The organism is uncultured Draconibacterium sp. (assembly GCF_913060805.1).
Taxonomy (GTDB): domain Bacteria; phylum Bacteroidota; class Bacteroidia; order Bacteroidales; family Prolixibacteraceae; genus Draconibacterium.
Genome location: NZ_CAJXTC010000004.1, coordinates 164,673 through 183,008, shown reverse-complemented (window position 1 = coordinate 183,008; position 18,336 = coordinate 164,673). Strand labels below are relative to the sequence as shown.

The 18,336-nt window shown below is 42.3% G+C and carries 18 protein-coding genes; 10 read left to right on the top strand and 8 right to left on the bottom strand.

What is annotated here, in order from left to right; translation table 11 throughout:
* The first annotated feature begins 71 nt into the window (after positions 1–71).
* Positions 72–455, top strand: coding sequence for a DUF3859 domain-containing protein (locus QZ576_RS04130; RefSeq protein WP_297094356.1), 384 nt, complete (start codon positions 72–74; stop codon positions 453–455).
* On the opposite strand, the gene QZ576_RS04125 is transcribed toward QZ576_RS04130, so the two are convergent.
* Both QZ576_RS04125 and QZ576_RS04120 read right to left on the bottom strand, forming a co-directional pair.
* On the bottom strand, positions 456–752 hold the full coding sequence (locus QZ576_RS04125; protein WP_297094354.1) for a hypothetical protein: 297 nt from the start codon (positions 750–752) through the stop codon (positions 456–458).
* Between the two features lie 60 nt (positions 753–812).
* Entirely contained in the window at positions 813–2,762 is a 1,950-nt protein-coding gene (locus QZ576_RS04120) for an Ig-like domain-containing domain (protein ID WP_297094352.1), read from the bottom strand.
* A gap of 217 nt (positions 2,763–2,979) precedes the next feature.
* On the opposite strand from QZ576_RS04120, the gene rnr reads away from it, so the two are divergent.
* From rnr to QZ576_RS04105, 3 genes are all read left to right on the top strand, one after another.
* The gene (rnr, locus tag QZ576_RS04115; protein WP_297094350.1) at positions 2,980–5,142 is read left to right on the top strand and encodes a ribonuclease R; all 2,163 of its coding nucleotides are present in this window, start codon (positions 2,980–2,982) and stop codon (positions 5,140–5,142) included.
* A gap of 160 nt (positions 5,143–5,302) precedes the next feature.
* On the top strand, positions 5,303–5,905 hold the full coding sequence (locus QZ576_RS04110) for a TetR/AcrR family transcriptional regulator (protein WP_297094348.1): 603 nt from the start codon (positions 5,303–5,305) through the stop codon (positions 5,903–5,905).
* A 509-nt stretch (positions 5,906–6,414) separates the two neighbouring features.
* Positions 6,415–7,917 carry a family 10 glycosylhydrolase gene (locus QZ576_RS04105; RefSeq protein WP_297094346.1) on the top strand — a complete coding sequence of 501 codons (1,503 nt, stop codon included), beginning with the start codon at positions 6,415–6,417 and terminating at the stop codon, positions 7,915–7,917.
* On the opposite strand, the gene QZ576_RS04100 is transcribed toward QZ576_RS04105, so the two are convergent.
* The 4 genes from QZ576_RS04100 to dnaG form a co-directional block, all read right to left on the bottom strand.
* Entirely contained in the window at positions 7,907–8,662 is a 756-nt protein-coding gene (locus QZ576_RS04100; RefSeq protein WP_297094344.1) for an SOS response-associated peptidase, read from the bottom strand. The two genes, QZ576_RS04105 and QZ576_RS04100, sit on opposite strands and share 11 nt — an antisense overlap.
* A gap of 581 nt (positions 8,663–9,243) precedes the next feature.
* The gene (locus QZ576_RS04095) at positions 9,244–10,266 is read right to left on the bottom strand and encodes an NAD-dependent epimerase/dehydratase family protein (protein WP_297094343.1); all 1,023 of its coding nucleotides are present in this window, start codon (positions 10,264–10,266) and stop codon (positions 9,244–9,246) included.
* Between the two features lie 9 nt (positions 10,267–10,275).
* Entirely contained in the window at positions 10,276–10,758 is a 483-nt protein-coding gene (locus QZ576_RS04090; RefSeq protein WP_297094341.1) for a pyridoxamine 5'-phosphate oxidase family protein, read from the bottom strand.
* A 4-nt stretch (positions 10,759–10,762) separates the two neighbouring features.
* Positions 10,763–12,718 carry a DNA primase gene (gene dnaG, locus QZ576_RS04085; protein WP_297094338.1) on the bottom strand — a complete coding sequence of 652 codons (1,956 nt, stop codon included), beginning with the start codon at positions 12,716–12,718 and terminating at the stop codon, positions 10,763–10,765.
* A 157-nt stretch (positions 12,719–12,875) separates the two neighbouring features.
* Here dnaG and QZ576_RS04080 point away from each other — a divergent pair, with 157 nt between their 5' ends.
* Both QZ576_RS04080 and QZ576_RS04075 read left to right on the top strand, forming a co-directional pair.
* Positions 12,876–13,562 carry an NAD-dependent deacylase gene (locus QZ576_RS04080; protein ID WP_297094336.1) on the top strand — a complete coding sequence of 229 codons (687 nt, stop codon included), beginning with the start codon at positions 12,876–12,878 and terminating at the stop codon, positions 13,560–13,562.
* Entirely contained in the window at positions 13,563–14,171 is a 609-nt protein-coding gene (locus QZ576_RS04075) for a porin family protein (RefSeq protein WP_297094334.1), read from the top strand.
* Between the two features lie 246 nt (positions 14,172–14,417).
* Here QZ576_RS04075 and QZ576_RS04070 read toward each other — a convergent pair whose 3' ends face one another.
* Complete coding sequence (locus QZ576_RS04070) at positions 14,418–14,846, bottom strand: hypothetical protein (RefSeq protein WP_297094332.1); 429 nt, start codon at positions 14,844–14,846, stop codon at positions 14,418–14,420.
* Positions 14,847–15,031: 185 nt separating this feature from the next.
* Here QZ576_RS04070 and QZ576_RS04065 point away from each other — a divergent pair, with 185 nt between their 5' ends.
* From QZ576_RS04065 to QZ576_RS04050, 4 genes are read left to right on the top strand one after another with little or no spacing between them, the layout of a single operon-like run.
* Complete coding sequence (locus QZ576_RS04065) at positions 15,032–15,541, top strand: YeeE/YedE thiosulfate transporter family protein (RefSeq protein ID WP_297094330.1); 510 nt, start codon at positions 15,032–15,034, stop codon at positions 15,539–15,541.
* A 36-nt stretch (positions 15,542–15,577) separates the two neighbouring features.
* Positions 15,578–16,180, top strand: coding sequence for a YeeE/YedE thiosulfate transporter family protein (locus QZ576_RS04060; protein ID WP_297094327.1), 603 nt, complete (start codon positions 15,578–15,580; stop codon positions 16,178–16,180).
* Between the two features lie 6 nt (positions 16,181–16,186).
* Positions 16,187–16,798, top strand: a complete 612-nt coding sequence (locus QZ576_RS04055) for a rhodanese-like domain-containing protein (RefSeq protein WP_297094325.1) — start codon at positions 16,187–16,189, stop codon at positions 16,796–16,798.
* Between the two features lie 12 nt (positions 16,799–16,810).
* Entirely contained in the window at positions 16,811–17,251 is a 441-nt protein-coding gene (locus QZ576_RS04050; protein ID WP_297094322.1) for a hypothetical protein, read from the top strand.
* A 23-nt stretch (positions 17,252–17,274) separates the two neighbouring features.
* Here QZ576_RS04050 and QZ576_RS04045 read toward each other — a convergent pair whose 3' ends face one another.
* Positions 17,275–18,318: a rhodanese-like domain-containing protein gene (locus tag QZ576_RS04045; RefSeq protein ID WP_297094321.1), complete on the bottom strand. Its 1,044-nt coding sequence runs from the start codon at positions 18,316–18,318 to the stop codon at positions 17,275–17,277.
* Positions 18,319–18,336: the final 18 nt, after the last annotated feature.

Here is an 18,336-nt window from a genome sequence, read left to right as displayed (position 1 = left end):
AGAGGGAGCTAAATTAAGAACCTTTCTAAATAAAAAACAGAACAAATGCTATTTTTGCATTTTATTTAACAATGGCAAAACGCAGACCAACATTTAAGTTATACAGTTACGGCGAGTACTCTAAATGGGATCGGGAAAGTAAAGATATTCCCAAAATATTGGATTTCACCACAGAAATAAAAGCTGAAATTGGAACTGAGTTTGGCTACGTGCTGCACATTAAAAACGGCAAGGGCGAGAAAGTTGATTTTCAGATCGATCATCCGCCATTTACCGACGATGAAGGGAATTTGCGTCCTCCGTTTACCGGCGAACAGTTTATTCGCACCAATGATTACGAGTTTTACCTTGGCGATTGTATTTGGGAACCGTTGGAAGACAAGTTGGGAAAATGGGAGCTAACCACCTGGTATAATGGCAAAGTGGTTGCTCACAAAATTTTCACGTTGATGTAACTATTTGGCTACTTTTTTCACCTCGGCCGACAGTCTTTCCAACGCGGCATCGGCAGCAGCCAACATATCCTGAACGACCTTTTTGTAATACTGTTTTACCAACTTCGAATTATCTTTTCCATCAGGATGAATGGCACGCAAACGCAATTCGCGATGACTTTTTACAATATCGCCGGCAATTTCGTACACCGCCTTTTCGTCTACTTCGTTGTTATATTCCATCACGTAAAAACAATCGCTTAAAGCCATCGACATAATCAAATCAATGTCTTTTTTAAGGTCTCTTACACTTGCCATAATTTTATTAATAAAGTTTATTAAAGGTAGAAAATTTAACCGAAAATGTAGCTGCCCGGTTTATCTCTGCTGAAAACCACCAGATCCGCTGTTTCCCGGTCGGAACATACTGTTATTTCGTTGCTCTTCCTCTTCTTTTCGTTGTTTCTCCAATGCTTCTTCGCGCTTCCGTTCTTCTTCTTCCTTGTCGCGGATATTTTTACTGAAAAGCGGATCGGGCGTTAAATCCCAACTGTGACTTTCGCTCCAGTTCGAGCGCAGTTTTATCACTTCCTGCACATAGGCCACACGCTCGGGTTGCACTTTGTCCTGGAAACTTCCGGCATCCCATTTGCCGTTTCCATTGGCATCGTAAATAACTTTTACCTTGTACTTTTCGGGTGCCAGATAATTAAACAACACCGTGCCGTTTTCAGCAAAGGTTTTTTGGCGCAACACCTCTTCGTTGTCGCCATTTTTCAGGATTTGAACGATCATCGGCATGGTAACATTCGTGAAATTAAATTCAAGGCTGCCATAATAATCTTCTTCGCGTGTTTTAAAACGCTTGGTATAAGCCTTGCTGGTAATTCCGAAAATATTTACACAGGCTGCCGAGTCGATCTCGAGGCTGTATTCGGTTTCCGGCTCCCAATTGTAACCAATCGAGTAACTCCGGTATTTTGTAGTGTCTTCTTTTACATTTATCGGCAAAGCATTTTTCAAGGTATCAGCCGCATAATACATTTTCACCATCGAAGTGTTGAAACTTTCAACCGGCTCAGGCGATACAAATCGGATCATTCCGTTCAGCTCCATGGTCGACGGAATATCGGTTTGCCACGTAAACTGCGGAATTGGTTCCGGTTTCGGCTCCTCTTCTTCCTCCTCCTTGTCACGTCTACGGCTTTTCTTTTCCGCTTCCACTTCAGGGTCTTCCCAATGCATCAAAACCGTGTCGTTTTGCACGTAAGGCATCCCGGCTGAGTCCAGTTGTGTGTAGCACAATTCCATATAAAGCGAGTCGTATCTCGAAACCATTGTGTCGGTAATCCACATCAGCACCGAGTCTTTTTTAGTGCCATATTCGAACATTTGCCAGTCGCTGGCTTCGTGGTCAATCAGGTTCACCGAAAAAGTATCGGCAATCGATTCATTGAACAGGAACAAACACTTATTCCGGCTCTCGCGTTCGGTCGATTCAACATACTGCTCAAAAATATCCTCCATTACATAACGCATGTAAAATGGCTCGGGAGAAAAATGTGTATGCCCCAAAACCAGCATCGAATCTACGCCACTAACCACTGTGTCGGCTTCGGCATGAAAATGTGCTTCAGGAATTACCAATGTATCCAGAAACGCAATTTCTTCTGCTCCTTCGTTGTACATCAGGTCGTTGTTCATGTCGTTTATGGCGAACAGATTGTAAGTTCCTGAAGCAATATTATCAATCATAAACAAACCTTCTTCATCGGTTTTTGCAATGTAATCGGGGCGTACCCTGAACACTGCTGAATCGTGAAGATTTGAATGCAAAACCAGCAACGAACCATCTTCGTTTGGTTCTAAGTTAAAGGCATTTATTACACGTCCGGCCACTCGTAACGAGTCGTATTCGGGCCCGGTGCTAAACGAAAAACGTAGGTTTTTAAGCGGATTTTGTTCGTTGTTATCTACAATCGAATTTTTAAAATCGAGCGAATAAGTTACGCTGTCTTTTAAATCCTCGTTGAATTCGATGATCAGGGTTTTCGATTTGGTTTTTATCGACGGGCGTTTCTCCAGAGGCGGCGAAATTACCAGCTGCTCCGAGATTTTATCCGTTTGTAAATATTCGTTGAATGTAAACCTGACATCCTTTTTATCAAAGTTCAATGCGCGGTACTCCGGGCTGGTTTCCAGCAAAATCGGTGGCACCGAGTCGCGCGGGCCTCCGGCCGGCATACCAATATTGGCACACGACGAAATAATGACCACCCAGGCCAGCATTGCAACAATAAAAAACGGCAGTTTCCCCTTTAACTTCATAGGCTTAAAATGTCTGTTTTCAAGGTGTTCACAGGCAAAATACCGAACCCTTAAAATGGTTTACAAACATACAAATTCCTGTAAATATAGGAGGTGCCGAGTTGTTAAATATTCCGAAATAAACCTACCAACGTTGTGAATTTGTTCGCAACTTCCGCATTTATTATTGAAACATGAATAATAATTATTTTAACTTGCTAGTGATAATTAAAACAAAATGGGAAGAAAGAAAAAGAATAAGCTGCGCAAAAAGAAACGCGGCGGCACATACAACAAGAAAAAGCTAAAAAACGCCATACTTTCAACACTATACGAAAACCCCGGAAAGACCGTTAACTACCGCCAGATCTCAGGTTCGCTGAGCATAAAAGACCCTGAAACACGCAAATTGATTAACGTTGCATTGCAGGAACTAGCCGACGACGGTTACCTCGATCAGATTTCGCGGGGTAAATTCAAACTGAAAGCACGCACCGGAAAAGTTACGGGTATTATAGAAATGCAGCCACAAGGTTTTGCCTATGTTGTCAGCGACGAGCTGGAACAACCGGCTGTAATTTCATCGCGCAACCTGAATCATGCCATGGAAGGCGACAAAGTGCGAATCCATGTGTATGCACGGCGTAAAAAGCACGATTTGGAAGGCGAAGTAACCGAGATTCTGGAACGGGCAAAAACAATATTTGTGGGAACTGTACAAACCACCAAGAACTTTGCGTTTTTGGTTCCGTCAGGGAAAGTTGGTTTCGATATTTTTATTCCGAAAGAAAAACTTAACGGCGCAAAAGACGGGCAAAAAGCCATTGCCGAAATTAAAGACTGGCCGGCAAAAGCACGCAGTCCGTTTGGGGAAATTATTGAAGTTTTGGGCGACACCGGCGATAACGATGCTGAAATGCACGCTATTTTGGCCGAGTTTGAATTGCCACACAAATTTCCTCAAAACGTGGATAAAGCCGCTGAAAAAATTCCGCTTGAAATTCCGAACGAGGAGATTAAAAAGCGGCGCGATATGCGCAAAACCACCACATTTACCATCGACCCGGCTGATGCAAAAGATTTTGACGATGCACTGTCGCTGAAAAAACTGGACAACGGAAACTGGGAAGTTGGTGTACACATTGCCGATGTTACCCATTATGTGCGCCCAAATACTATTATTGAAAACGAGGCACAAGATCGTGCAACATCTGTTTACCTGGTCGACCGGGTAGTTCCGATGCTTCCCGAGCGGCTGTCGAACGGTGTTTGTTCGTTGCGGCCGAAAGAGGATAAATTGTGTTTCTCGGCTGTTTTTGAAATTACCGAAGATGCAAAAGTGAAAAAACAGTGGTTTGGGAAAACTGCCATCCACTCCGACCGGCGATTTACCTACGAAGAAGCACAGGAAATTATCGAAACCGGCCAAGGTGATTTTTCTGAGCAAGTGCTAAAACTGAACGAACTGGCGATAAAATTGCGCGACGAACGTTTTGGTAGCGGATCGATTGCTTTTGAGCGCGTTGAAATGAAATTTGATATTGATGAGAAAGGAAAACCAATTTCAGTGTCGTTTAAAGAATCGAAAGAATCGAACCACCTGATTGAGGAATTTATGTTGCTGGCCAACAAAAAAGTGGCCGAGTTTATTGGCAAAGTTCCGGAAAAGAAAACGCCGAAAACCTTTGTTTACCGTATTCACGACAAACCTGATCCCGATAAACTTTCAGCATTCAACACATTTATAAAACGTTTCGGGCACGGTATTCAACTTGCAACGCCACGCGCCATTTCAACTTCGCTAAATAAATTATTAACCGAAGTAAAAGGTAAAAACGAGCAGAATGTGGTTGAAACGCTGGCCATCCGAACAATGGCAAAAGCGGCGTATTCAACCCGAAACATTGGGCACTACGGACTTTCGTTCGATTATTATACGCACTTTACCTCGCCAATCAGGCGCTACCCTGATATGATGGTGCACCGTCTGCTGGAAAAATATTTAGACGGAGGACGTTCGGTTAACGAGCAAAAATATGAGGGGCTGTGTAAACATTCGTCCGACATGGAAGCGAAAGCAGCCAATGCCGAACGGGCATCGATAAAATATAAACAGGTAGAGTTTATGCAGGATCATATCGGCAAAGTTTACCCAGGAACCATTTCGGGTGTTACCGACTGGGGAATATATGTTGAACTGGAGAACAAAATTGAAGGCATGATTCCGATTGCGCAAATGGATGATGATTTTTATATTTTCGATGAAAAGAATTATATGCTGGTGGGTCGTCATTCACGTAAAAGTTTTCAGTTGGGCGAAAAAATAAATGTACGTGTTTGGCGCACCAATCTTGAAAGAAAGCAACTCGACTTTAAACTGGCTGAGCAGGATAAGGAATAGCTATTCGAATATTACCCGGATAGATTTCAACCAGTTACAGGGTATTCAAACAGCAAAAGTAAATGTCGTCTGCCAGAGTAAAATGTTCTAAAAAATAATAACGGCTAAAATAAATAGTTATATTTGGCCAAGTTTTAACAAAGACAAAACGTTTCAATTCATGCAAAATTCAACGGAAACTGCGAATAAAAAGGATGTAAACAGGGAAAATATCCTAAAGATTGCACGTGAAATTTTCAGCAAATACGGCTACAAAAAAACCACACTCGACGACATCGCTAATGCAGTTCGCAAAGGAAAAAGTTCGCTTTATTACTATTTCAAAAGCAAAGAAGACCTTTTTCAGGCTGTTATTATGAAAGAAGTCGACATTTTGGCGTACGAACTTGAGATTGTGATCAACAGAAACACCGATCCGGTGGACAAGTTGCGCGATTACATTTTAACCAAAATGGCTACTTTCCGTAATTTGGCGAATTTCTATCATGCCATTGAAAACGACGTTACCGCCGTTGGATTTATCGACGAAGTAAAAATTAAATACGAACAAGACGAGATCAGGATGATCAAACGAATTCTGATTGAAGGTGTTCGGAAAAATGAATTTGAGATTTACGATTTCAACCTGGCTGCCATTGGTATTACCACCGCAATTAAAGGACTGGAAATGCCGCTTGCCGCAGGAAATTACAGCGATGTAAATCTGGAACGAAGCGTTGATATTATTCTGAAAATTATGTGCTACGGAATAATGAAAAGGTAGTTCTCAATCAAAAAAAACAACCATACAAAGGCTGTTGGAGTAATCCGGCAGCCTTTTTTATTTGAACGCTAATAACACAGGTCAATAGGATTTTTCACTTATTAATCGGAAATCCTGGATAACAAAAATAGATTTGATTTACTCAGCTTAAGTTTAGTGCTTTTCAAAATTTATAAAAAAGAAAAGGCTGCCCTTCTGACAGCCTTTTTAACCTAAACCAACTAAACCTAATAAACCACAAACTTGCCAGAACGACAAGCCTGTTGTTTGTCTTAAATATCGTTTACTTTTTTACTTCGTATATCTGCCACAAAGATATCAATTTTTTTTAGTTGAAAGACTCACACAGTAAATTCTACCTTTTTCGTTTCCCACAAGATAACATTCTCTTATTTTTGTGTCGAACAATGTCCATAATATGAAACGAGCATCTAAATTCAATACGACCAAATTCAGCAAAGAGGTGCGAGTTGCATACAATACCTTAAACAACCAACAATTTTAATCGTATGAAAAAGCTACTATTCCTTCTTACAGCTTGCCTGTTGTATTCTCTCAATACCTTTTCCCAACCTAAATACGAATTCAGAGCCGTTTGGGTTGCTACCGTTGTAAACATCGACTGGCCTTCGAAACCCGGATTAAGCACGGATGCTCAAAAAAGGGAAATCGTCGATATTTTAAATTTACATAAAAGTTTGGGCATGAATGCCATTATTTTGCAGGTACGCCCGGCTGCCGATGCTTTTTATCAGTCGGATTTGGAGCCGTGGTCGCGTTACCTCACCGGTGTACAGGGACAGGCACCGCTGCCTTTTTACGATCCGCTGAAGTTTTGGATCGAAGAATGCCACAAACGAGGAATGGAATTGCACGCCTGGTTAAATCCTTACCGTGTGGCACAAAAACTCGACGATCCGCTATCAATCGATCACATTGCATTTCGTCATCCTGAATGGATTTTAAAATATGGCACCCGCTTGTATTTCGACCCGGGATTACCACAAGCCCGCGAATTTGTTACCGACGTGGTGCAAGACATTGTAAAGCGGTATGATGTGGATGCCATTCATTTCGACGACTATTTTTACCCTTATCCGTTAAAAGAAGAATTCCCCGATACCACTTCGTTCAAACTCTACAACCGTGGATTTACTGCAGAAAATAAAGCCGACTGGCGCCGCGAAAATGTGGACATAACCATTAAAATGCTGAACGACTCGATTAAAGCCACAAAACCCTGGGTTAAATTTGGTATCAGTCCGTTTGGCGTGTGGCGCAATAAAACCGACGATCCGATGGGTTCCGACACAAAAGCCGGGACAACAAATTACGACCAATTGTATGCCAACATTATAAAATGGCAAAAAGAAGGCTGGATCGATTATACATTGCCGCAACTGTACTGGCAAATTGGGCACCCAACTGTCGATTTTCAACTGTTGGCCAACTGGTGGAAAGATCATGCATACGGCCGCGCGATGTACATTGGGCAGGCACCTTATAAAGTAAGCAGCACTTCGCAAACCAAAGAGTGGACTGAGCCAGACCAGCTGACAAAACAAATACGAATATTGCGTTCGATACCCGAAATTCAGGGTTCGTCGTTTTACAGCAGTAAATGGTTTAATGGCGATCTGCTTGGATTACAAGACAGTTTAAAACTAGACTATTACAAATCTCCGGCAATTGTTCCGCCAATGCCGTGGCTCGATAATCAGGCACCACAAGCCATTGCAAAAGTTAAAAAGAGTGGACGAAAAGTAAAATGGACACCTGCCGAAACCCAAAACGAAATGGACAAGGCGTGGAGTTATGTGCTCTACATGAATGAAGAAGGAGAAAAGTTCGATCCGGATAACTGCAAATATATTTACAGCATTACAAAAGATCAGGAAATTAAATTTGACCGCATAAACCGGAAAAAGAAAAAATACGAGGTTCGCATTTCAGTACTCGATCGTTTAAGCAACGAAAGCAGACTGAGTGTTCCGGTAAAAGTTAAGCTCTGAATTTAAGTTCGGGATAAATAAACTCCTCGATCGCTTCGGGTGAATTGCCAACGGCTTCTTTGCCACGCAATCGCCTAACAGTGTGCGCTTTTAACAAACCATCGGCAGCCGGTTGGATCATTGATTTTGCCTGAACAGAAGATCCGTTCAGCCATTGATCCGCCTCTTCCTCATTGAGAATCAGCGGCATTCGTGCTTCTTGAAGTTTCGGATTGTTGTGGATCTTTTTCATTAGTGAATTGGCTTTGGTGGTAACAATAGTAAACGAGTTCACCACTTCTCCCGTTGCTTTGTTTGTCCATTCATCCCACAAACCACCTAAAACAATGGGCTCACCGTCCACCCGTTGGATATAAAACGGATACTTTTTGCCGCCAAAATGGTGATGCTCGAAAAAACCATCGATATAAACCAAACAGCGTTTCGACTTCGCTGAGGTTCGAAATGAAGGTTTTTCAAAAATACTTTCGCCGCGCGCATTAATCGTTTTATTCCAGATATCGAGTTGTTGCTGTTCGCTTTTCACCCAAAATGGAATGAGCCCCCAACTTGCAATGGCCGGCAATTCAAAATTCTCGCTGGTATAAATCAACATTTTAGGATGCTCGAAACCCGAAACATGAAAAAACTCCTCCTCCAGATGTGGACGAAACTGTTCGATCAGCATTTGTATAGCTTCTTCGTTGCCGTAATGCCGCGCCCGTTTTAATGCTGCTTCAACCTTGGTTTTTATATCGTAACACATAATTTTCGAAACATTATTGTCACCTATTTGGTTCTTATAAATTTATAAAAACTACCTGAAATCATCGTTCCAAAAGCCTTTAAAAACATCAAAAAGTACAGGCCCAAATTCTTCAATTACGTTAAACAAAACAAACTACGAATAAGACTTTGTTAATTCCATTCTTTTCTTTATTCGCACTAGCAGCCGATATTAACATTTTAGATAAATCATTACTTTATGTTCAGCTGTAAGCTAAAATGATTCTCATTAACCCGTTTTCTACCACTTTTTCGTTGAAATATTTGGAAATTAATAAACAACAATATACTTTGGCGGATACAAACCCTTATTTTTTATCTTTTTGTTTTTATTATGGGCAGCTTTTTGTGGACGAAGAGTTGCCCATTTGTGCCCTTTTGCGAGGTTACAGGGCTGAAAATGAGTTAAAATACTACTTGTTGAAGAAGTAGATAACTATACCATTGCATCGCAATAAAAGTTTGGGAAGACTTTTATTGAATTTGGGCATTCATTAGGAATGATAAAAAATTAGAGTTTTAAAAAGGCGGGGTTCACCTGCCTTTTTCTTTTTCCGGAAATTAGTTCATATCCGCTTTCAGAAAGCCGGCCGTTTTTTTGATTGACTCTGCAATCGAAAGATATTCGTAACCCGTCATTCGGGTAATTTTCGAACCATCGAAATTATTAACAGCATTACGGCCCGTTGCTGCTTCGCGGGTAATTAACGATGGTTTACGTGTAAACCAGCTGGCAAAAGTAGCTGCCCGCCATACAAAACCCATCAAAAAATCGCTGGCCCAAATCGTTGGCTTTGGTTTTTGCAATGCTTCAGCAATTTGCGTAAACACCTGCTGATAACTTAAATTCTCGGCACTCAAAATATAGCGCTGGTTTTTGCAGTTTTCAAAATTTTCGGCTTCCATCAATTTTATCATCGGGCGTACAACATCAAAAACATCTACAAAACCGGTAACTCCTCTGGTATAAAATTTCATTCCATCCCAAATGGTTTTGAAGATCTTTGCACTTCCGCTCTCCCAGTTTGCCGGGCCAAAAATAATCGACGGATTTACGATAATGGCATCCAATCCTTCTTCAATTCCGCGCCAGATTTCGGTTTCAGAATAAAATTTACTTTCCGAGTAAGCCGAGTTCTTTTTCGATGGTACCCAGTTGGTTTCTTCCGTAACCGGAGCACCATTTTGCATTTTTCCCAACGCAGCAATGGAACTTACATGGCAAATCTTTTTCACACCATTTTCGATGGCCGCATCAACAAGATTAGCAGTTCCCTCCACGTTATTTGAGATCATCCGTTGCCGTTCTTTGCTTTCGAATGAAACGATAGCCGCACAATGATAGATCTCTGTTACGTCCTTCAATAATTTTTCGAGTGAGAAATAATCCAGGATGTCGCCGTCCACCCATTCAATGGTATCGAACAACTGTTGAGCATCATCGGTGTAATAGGCAAAAGTTTTTTTAACCTGCTCCAAATTGCTTGTTTGGCGTTTTAAAGCCCGAACTTTTTTGCCCGCTTTACAAAGCTCATACAATAAATGAGCTCCAACCAACCCGGTACCTCCTGTTACAAAAATCATTGATTTATTTTATGAATTCCAGGGCGTTACAGCTTTTGCGCCAAACTCTTTCCCTGTAATATTTTCAATATGAACTTTAAAAATACCGACATTTTTTACCGCCGGTGTACCGAATTTAAATTCGCGGTCGCTGTATTGTTTCATTAGCAAGCCGAGACAACGGTACTTTTCATCAAAATCATCTATGAATTCCACTTTGCCTTCCACATTTACCGTTTTCGATTTTACCCGGTAGCTACAACCAACACGCACATCCTGCCAGGCCAGTTCTTCGCCCAAGGTCCAGTTTATGCACACCTGTGGATTTTTCTGTATGGTTTCCCACATGCGACCTTCCGGAGCCGAATGCAAAATAATTGTATCGCCTTCCAAAGCAAAATTTAGCGGCAAAACATAAGGTTTATCATCCACCGACATGGCAAAATAACAGGTTTTGCAGGCGCGGATTACTTCGTCGATTTCTTTGCGGTCTTCGATAAAATTTGTTCGCATATCGTTAATTTATGGTTCGGCTGCCAAGGCTTTTAGCTAACTCTTTTTCAGCCCGTTTCAGGTTCATATATATCGATTGTTCTTCAATCACTTTATCAAAATCGTTGTCGGCTGCTGCTTTGTCAATGGCCTTTTCAATCTCGGCCATCATCATTTTTATTTTCCGCAGTTTGTATTCGTTCACGATCCTCGGAATGAGAATATCCAAAATATCCTCCTCTTTTTCGGTAAAAGCACCGGCTTTGGTCCAGCGTTTACTTTCGGTATATTTTTCCGAAAGCAAATCGGTTGCAAACTTGCTCATCGAAGCATCGGGGTGGTAAACAAAGTGTTTCCACGGGTCGAAATTCTCTTTGTACAAATTCTCACGAACTTCGTAAAACACCTTTTTAAACAGCGGATTTTCCGACACCAGCTCATCAACTTCCAGCTCGTCGATCATAAACTCGCCAACCGACAAAGTGCGGGTTTCGTGGGTTTCCTCATCCTCCTCTTCAAACAAATCGGTTGTACAATATTTCAACAGAAAACGTAAAAACTCCAGTTCTTCCACCAAAAGTTTCACCGGACGAACTGCAGGTTCTTCCTGAGGAGCTTGCGGAGGAGCTGCCTGTCTGCGATTTTTCTCGCGAAATTCCCTTTTGCGGAACTCCTCGGTTTGTTGGTGTTTTTGTTTCCTGACCTCGGTGTACAACACTTCCTCGGCAACACCAAGCAAACGGCTACATTCTTTAATATACACCGAGCGGGTAATGGAATCAGGAATTACAGAAACCGAGCGGATAACATCAGAGATCAGGCGCGCTTTGGCAACCGGATCATTCTCGGTACTTTTTAAAAGCAGGCGAGTTTTAAACTGAATGAAGTCGGTCTCATTTTGCTCCATGTATTCCTGGAAACCGGAAGCGCCCATTTTTTTAGCGAACGAATCAGGGTCCTCGCCATCGGGCAAGGGAAGCACTTTTACGTTCATGCCTTCTTCCAGCACCATATCGATTCCACGCAACGACGCTTTTATTCCTGCTGCATCGCCATCGTAAATAATGGTAATGTTCGGCGTAAAACGGCGTACCATGCGGATTTGATCGGGTGTTAGCGAAGTTCCCGACGAAGCAACTACGTTTTCGATGCCTACCTGGTGCAACGACATTACATCGGTATAACCTTCAACCAGGTAACATTTATCGGTTCGCGTCATCTCGCGTTTGGCCTGATAAATTCCGTACAACACCCGGCTTTTGTGGTAAATATCCGATTCGGGCGAATTCAGATATTTCGCCGTTTTTTTATCGTTTGTCAGAATGCGGCCACCAAAGGCAATTACGCGCCCGGCCAGGTTATGAATTGGGAACATTACACGCCCTGCAAATCGGTCGCGCAACCAGTCGTCGCGTTTTATGGTTAAACCCGTTTTCTCCAGAAAATCGAGTTTATAACCTTGTTTTTGTGCAGCTTCGGTAAATGGTGTTTTCCCATCAGGGGCAAAACCAACTTCGAACTTTTTCAGAATATCATCACGAAAACTACGCTCGCGAAAGTAGCCCAGTCCAATGGTTCTTCCCTCGTTTTCTTCCCACAAATAACGGGTAAAATATTTCTGGGCAAAACCGGAAACGATCATCAAACTTTCGCGCGAATCTTTCAGCTGCTTTTGCTCTTCAGTTTCCTCTTCCTCCCGAACCTCTATATTGTATTTTTTTGCCAGCCATTTCAGCGCCTCGGGATAGGTGAGATTCTCGTGCTCCATAATAAAGTTCACCGAGTTTCCTCCCTTTCCACACCCGAAACATTTAAAAATTCCTTTGGCCGGCGACACGGTAAATGATGGCGTTTTCTCGTTGTGAAACGGGCACAAACCAAGCATGTTCACACCCCGTTTTCGGAGTGTAACAAAATCGCCAACTACGTCTGAAATTTCCGCAGCATCAATAATCCGGTCTATCGTCGCATGATCAATCATCAGTACAAAAATATCAGAAATAGCATGAAACGAGCACCTTTTAAGCCGAATTATATCCACAATTAAAAGCCGCTTCAAATAAGCATCAGATTATCAGCCCCGATTTGAATGGGATTGTTATTAATTGTACATTTAACGTTGATCGAATATTTTAATGATGAAAAAATTGGTAGTTCTTTCGGGAGCCGGCATGAGCCAGGAAAGCGGATTAAAAACATTTCGCGATATGGGTGGAATTTGGGAGCAATATGATGTTACCAAAGTTGCCACTCCCGAAGCGTGGGAGCGCGACCCGGAACTTGTTTTGCGGTTTTACAACGAACGCCGAAAGCAACTTTTTGAAGCGCAGCCCAACGGCGGACATCGCGGAATTGCAGAGCTGGAAAAATGGTTTGATGTGCAGGTAGTAACTCAAAATGTTGACAATCTGCACGAGCGGGCCGGAAGTACAAAAGTTACGCATTTACATGGCGAGTTGATGAAAGCCCGAAGCACGCTGGATTCGTATTTGATTTACGAACTCGAAAATTGGGAGCTCAAACTGGGTGATTGTTGTGAAAAAGGAAGTCAGTTGCGACCACATATTGTTTGGTTTGGTGAAGCTGTTCCCGAAATTCCAAATGCTATTGGTATTGTTCAGCAAGCCGATATTCTGGTGGTAATTGGCACTTCGCTGGCGGTTTATCCTGCGGCAAGTTTGGTAAACTACGTGCGAAAAGGAACACCAATTTTTGTTATCGACCCCAGCCGGCCGGAAGTTTATCACGAAAATGTTACGTATATTGAGAAAAAAGCTGAAATTGGGGTTGAGATTTTAAAAGAGGAACTGGAAAAACTGAAATAAATGAAGCGGATATTTGTTGCCTTAGGATTTCTTTTAATTGCAAATCTTGTTGTTGCCCAGCGTTTTGATGCAGGAATAATTGCAGGATTTAACGGAACTCAGGTAGAAGGTGATAATCTGAAAGGCTATCACAAAGCAGGAATTTTAGCCGGTCTTTTTGTGCAAACCGATATTGCGCCGGCAATTGTGGCCGGAATGGAAATTAAATATTCGCAAAAAGGCGCTCGCAGATCATTCGACCCCAAACAACCCGACATTGATAAATACGTTATGCGCCTTGGATATATTGACATTCCGCTTTTTATGGCATTCAGGACCAACGACCGAAGTATGATTATTGGTGGTATTGCGCCAGGAGTTTTAATCCACTCGAAAGAATTGAACAGCGATGGCGAAATTCCGGAACCCGACCGACAGGACTTTAACACCTTCGATTTGCAGCCATTTCTTGGATTTCAGTTTGATTTTCTGGAACATGCCTCGGTTGATCTGCGCTTTGCTCTATCTGTTATTCCGAGCAGTGACAAATCAGAAACCAATTATTATTTTCACAACGGACTATTTAATAACGTAATTTCGCTGGCATTGTATTACCGGTTGGGGCGGTAAGATTGAAAAGGATTGATGCAGATTGAATGAGATTGAAAAATTGCTGAATTGCAAAACTGTCAAATTGTTCTATTGCTAAATTGTAGAATTGTAAACTGCGACTGTATACTGGAAGCATCCCTCTCACTTCTGCAATCTAAAATCGTGAATCAAAATTCGAAGTTCAAGTTCTACAGTTATACCTCATTCACTCAATTACTCATTCACTAAATCCCTTTCCCACCTAATCCTTAATAACTAATCCTTTCAATGGCTATTCACCATCCACTTTGAAAAATCATCAAGGTATTTCCAGAACGATTTCAATACGTCATCAGGCAAATCCAGTTTACTTAAAACCTGCCTGTAACAGTTCAACCACTCGATGCGCGCTTCAGCGGTAATTGTAAATGGAAGGTGCCTTCTGTTTAGCTGAGGTTTTCCGCGGTTTTGGTTAAAATAATCGGGGCCTCCACAAATCTGAATAAAAAAATCAGCCGAGTGTTCTTTCGCCTTTTCAAGTGCTATCGGATTTTTTGGGAACAGATCTTTGATCGGGCTTTGCACCACCAGATCGTAATGATCGCTCACCATTTTACGCATTCCCTCCTCTTTCAGAATTTCCAACATTAACGGCGAAGGAAGTGTAATGCCGGGCCGAACTCCCTTGAAATATTTGCTGATCTCTAATTCCATCTTTGCTTTTTTTGTGTTGAAACAACCAAAACCAAAAGTTGTTGAAACGACTGTTCAAAAACCGAACGAATTAAGATACAATTTTTAAACATAAACCGAGAATTATTCCCATACGATAGAACAATCAACTCCCTTAATTTGTCTTTAGAGTGACCGGTTAAGTTTAACCAAAACCTTTTACTACGATGAGAAAGAAATATATGAATCCGTACCTGGCGGGAGTGCTGCTTGGTCTGGTACTTTTAAGCGCCATGTTTTTTTCTGGGCGCGGACTGGGAGCCAGCGGCGGATTAAAATACGCAGTGGTGGCCGCAGTTGAAACGGTTGACCATCAACACGCCATGGAATCTTCGTACTACAGTAAATACTTCGAAGACGGGAAAAATCCCTTAAAAAGCTGGCTGGCGCTTGAAGTGCTCGGCATGTTTTTAGGAGGATTTATTTCGGGAGCCATTTCTGGCCGTTTAAAATTCAAAATTGAAAAATCGCCCAAAATATCGAATGGGAAACGACTGTTGTTTGCTTTTCTGGGAGGCGTGTTTTTTGTGTACGGCGCGCAATTGGCTCGTGGATGTACCAGCGGCGCTGCACTCTCGGGAATGGCCGTGCTTTCGGTAGCCGGATTTATGACCATGCTTGGCATTTTTGGCTCTGCCTTCCTTTTTGCATGGTTTTTCAGAAAACTCTGGATTTAAAACTCAATCCTTCAGTAACTCAGAAATTCAAAAATTATGGGACCGATTACAATACTTAACGACCTTCCGGAATGGCTTAACCTCGGCATCGGATTTTTTATCGGAATTGGCTTTGGCTTTGCGCTGGAGCAGGCCGGTTTTTCATCGAGCCGAAAACTAGCCGGCATGTTTTACGGCTACGACACTACCGTTTTGAAGGTGTTTTTTACGGCCGCAATCGTGGCGCTGGCGGGTTCGCAATTGCTTAGCTATTTTGGCTTGCTCGATTTAAACCTGGTTTATGTAAATCCATATTACGTAACTGCAACATTGGTGGGCGGAGTAATTATGGGAGCCGGATTTATAATGGGCGGTTTTTGCCCCGGCACCGGAATCAGTGCTATGTCGATAGGGAAAATCGATGCACTATTTTTCTTAGTGGGCGGCTTGAGTGGCGCATTTCTTTTTGCCGAAACTTATCCGATGATCCAAACACTGGCCGGAGCAAATTACAAAGGGCCGGTGCGTGTGGATGAATGGCTGGGAGTTTCTCCCGGAGTTTTTACTTTTCTGCTGATAGCCGCTGCAATCGCCATGTTCTGGGTGGCCGAGCTGGCCGAAAAAAAATATGCACGAAACGATATCACATCCGAAATTTAATCACTGATGAATGCACGAATAAAAATATCAGTAGCACTGGCAGGAGTTGGATTGATTCTGGCTTTTCTGCCATTTAATGCCGCGAAATCATTTCAACTAAAACCCACCGAATTGCTGGATGTTTCGTCGAATTCCGAGATGTATTTCTCGGTTGACGAGGTAGCCCGTTTTGTAAATAACGAAGACACAACTATTCAACTGATCGATTTGCGAAGTGCCTCAGAGTTTATGGAAAGTAACATTCCGGGCTCAATCAATATTCCTTTTAACGATTTACTCAATCCCAGCTGGGAAGGCTACCTGAATCAGGATAAAGTGAGAAATGTGTATTACGCGAACGGCGATGAAACAGCCAACATGGCCTGGACGATTGTAAGTGGATTGGGCTATTCGAATTCGTTTGTAATGAAAGGCGGAATGAATGAATGGTATAAAACGGTTATGCTGAGTAAATTTACAGGCGAACGAATTACGCCACGCGAAAATGCACTGTTCGAAAACCGCTACAAAGCGCGCAGAACATTTACCCAAATTAACAGTTTGCCCGACAGTTTAAAAATGCAATACCTCGAAGCAAAACGATTGGAAGAATCGCAGCTGGATGGAGGTTGCGAATAAAACAGCTACAAAATGAAGAAAAATATAATCTGGATTTTAGGTGTTCTACTCATACTCGTTGTACTGGTTTTGGTGCGAACTTTTAACGCAAACCTTTTCAAAAGAAATGTGAGCGAGGCAATTTCAACGACAACAGAAATGACAGTTTCGATGCAGGAGTTGAGCGAGTTAAAAGACAGCTACACAATAGTGGAATTGGGCGCCGAAAACCAACGCTTCCAAAATTCGGTGGCGATACCTTTTGATAAACTACTCGATAAAGGAAATAAAGAGAAACTGGCTTCGCTTGATGGTAAAATCCTGCTATATTCCAGCAACATTGCCACAAGTTCAAAGGCCTGGGTAATTCTAAATCAACTGGAATTTGATGGAGTTTACATCCTCTCCGACGAAGAAAATCCGGAGGTATTAAAATATAAATTCCAGCCCGACACAACGATCAGGCTGGAATAATATCGTTAAGAAAAATCTTCTATCTAATTCTGTACGTACGGATAGTCGTGAATTTCGGCGTCGGTAAACGGCAGCCACGAAAGCTCACTTTCTTCTTCCTTCATTTTATCGTACATAAATGCGTTGTTACCAAACGTAAGTGTTTTGGCATCGTAACCAAACAAACGCAGGTAAGCCGTTGCAAATCCCGAATTGTGGCCGGTATTGCAGTACAATACAACTTCCTTATCCACCGGAATAGTTTGCATCTCTGATACAATTCCAAGTGTTCCGCCGGGTTTGTACCGAACAGCGCCCGGGATATGTCCCGACTCGTACTTGTCTTTCCTGTCGTAGTTAATCGTGTAATAATGTGCCGGATCTGCAAACACAGCACTGGCTTTCACCAAAGCATCGCTATAACCGGCTGCGAAAAGCGTCTCGATTCGTTGTTGCAGAATCTCGTCGCCACTGGAACTTCCTGTGTTTAGTTTCGGAAAATCTGCTACCGGTGCTTTATCATGGTCTGTTGTTTCCAGCTGATCCTGATAATCGGATGAAACATTAGCAAGCCAAGCACTTTCTGCAAAATGTTTGTTCCAACCACTCATTCCCCAGCGCATGGCGTAAACATTGCCATAACCGGCCAGTCGTAGCAACGAAGCCGCATAACTCGAAATCTGTCCGGAATAGCAAACCACCACAATTTTATCGTACTCAAACGGCTTGATATCGTTGGTGAGATACGCCGGCACATCGCTAAAATCCACACGAACAGCACCTTTTATGTGTCCATCTTTGTACGCTTCTTCATTTCGAAGGTCGATAATGTAGATGTTTCCATCCAGTTCCTCATAAACTGACGATGGTTTTATAAGCGACGGGAAATTGCGGCTGTTGGCATAATCGCCCATTTCATTGAGGGTTTTCAGCAAAAGTTTTGCCTCGGCATTTACCTCAACTTTTGGAGTTGTTTCTTTAACGGTAGTTTCTGCCTGTTCCGTCTTTTTCTGCCCACCTGAGCAAGAAATTAAAACGACAAAAGCCGCCAGCGAAAGAAAACTTAAAATCGGTTTTATCTTGATCATAAATTAATAGGTATTAAC

Coding starts and splice junctions, on each gene's coding strand:
- QZ576_RS04130 (WP_297094356.1), top strand. CDS start 72: ATGGCAAAACGCAGACCAACATTTAAGTTATACAGTTACGGCGAGTAC.
- QZ576_RS04125 (WP_297094354.1), bottom strand. CDS start 752: ATGGCAAGTGTAAGAGACCTTAAAAAAGACATTGATTTGATTATGTCG.
- QZ576_RS04120 (WP_297094352.1), bottom strand. CDS start 2,762: ATGAAGTTAAAGGGGAAACTGCCGTTTTTTATTGTTGCAATGCTGGCC.
- rnr (WP_297094350.1), top strand. CDS start 2,980: ATGGGAAGAAAGAAAAAGAATAAGCTGCGCAAAAAGAAACGCGGCGGC.
- QZ576_RS04110 (WP_297094348.1), top strand. CDS start 5,303: ATGCAAAATTCAACGGAAACTGCGAATAAAAAGGATGTAAACAGGGAA.
- QZ576_RS04105 (WP_297094346.1), top strand. CDS start 6,415: ATGAAAAAGCTACTATTCCTTCTTACAGCTTGCCTGTTGTATTCTCTC.
- QZ576_RS04100 (WP_297094344.1), bottom strand. CDS start 8,662: ATGTGTTACGATATAAAAACCAAGGTTGAAGCAGCATTAAAACGGGCG.
- QZ576_RS04095 (WP_297094343.1), bottom strand. CDS start 10,266: ATGATTTTTGTAACAGGAGGTACCGGGTTGGTTGGAGCTCATTTATTG.
- QZ576_RS04090 (WP_297094341.1), bottom strand. CDS start 10,758: ATGCGAACAAATTTTATCGAAGACCGCAAAGAAATCGACGAAGTAATC.
- dnaG (WP_297094338.1), bottom strand. CDS start 12,718: ATGATTGATCATGCGACGATAGACCGGATTATTGATGCTGCGGAAATT.
- QZ576_RS04080 (WP_297094336.1), top strand. CDS start 12,876: ATGAAAAAATTGGTAGTTCTTTCGGGAGCCGGCATGAGCCAGGAAAGC.
- QZ576_RS04075 (WP_297094334.1), top strand. CDS start 13,563: ATGAAGCGGATATTTGTTGCCTTAGGATTTCTTTTAATTGCAAATCTT.
- QZ576_RS04070 (WP_297094332.1), bottom strand. CDS start 14,846: ATGGAATTAGAGATCAGCAAATATTTCAAGGGAGTTCGGCCCGGCATT.
- QZ576_RS04065 (WP_297094330.1), top strand. CDS start 15,032: ATGAGAAAGAAATATATGAATCCGTACCTGGCGGGAGTGCTGCTTGGT.
- QZ576_RS04060 (WP_297094327.1), top strand. CDS start 15,578: ATGGGACCGATTACAATACTTAACGACCTTCCGGAATGGCTTAACCTC.
- QZ576_RS04055 (WP_297094325.1), top strand. CDS start 16,187: ATGAATGCACGAATAAAAATATCAGTAGCACTGGCAGGAGTTGGATTG.
- QZ576_RS04050 (WP_297094322.1), top strand. CDS start 16,811: ATGAAGAAAAATATAATCTGGATTTTAGGTGTTCTACTCATACTCGTT.
- QZ576_RS04045 (WP_297094321.1), bottom strand. CDS start 18,318: ATGATCAAGATAAAACCGATTTTAAGTTTTCTTTCGCTGGCGGCTTTT.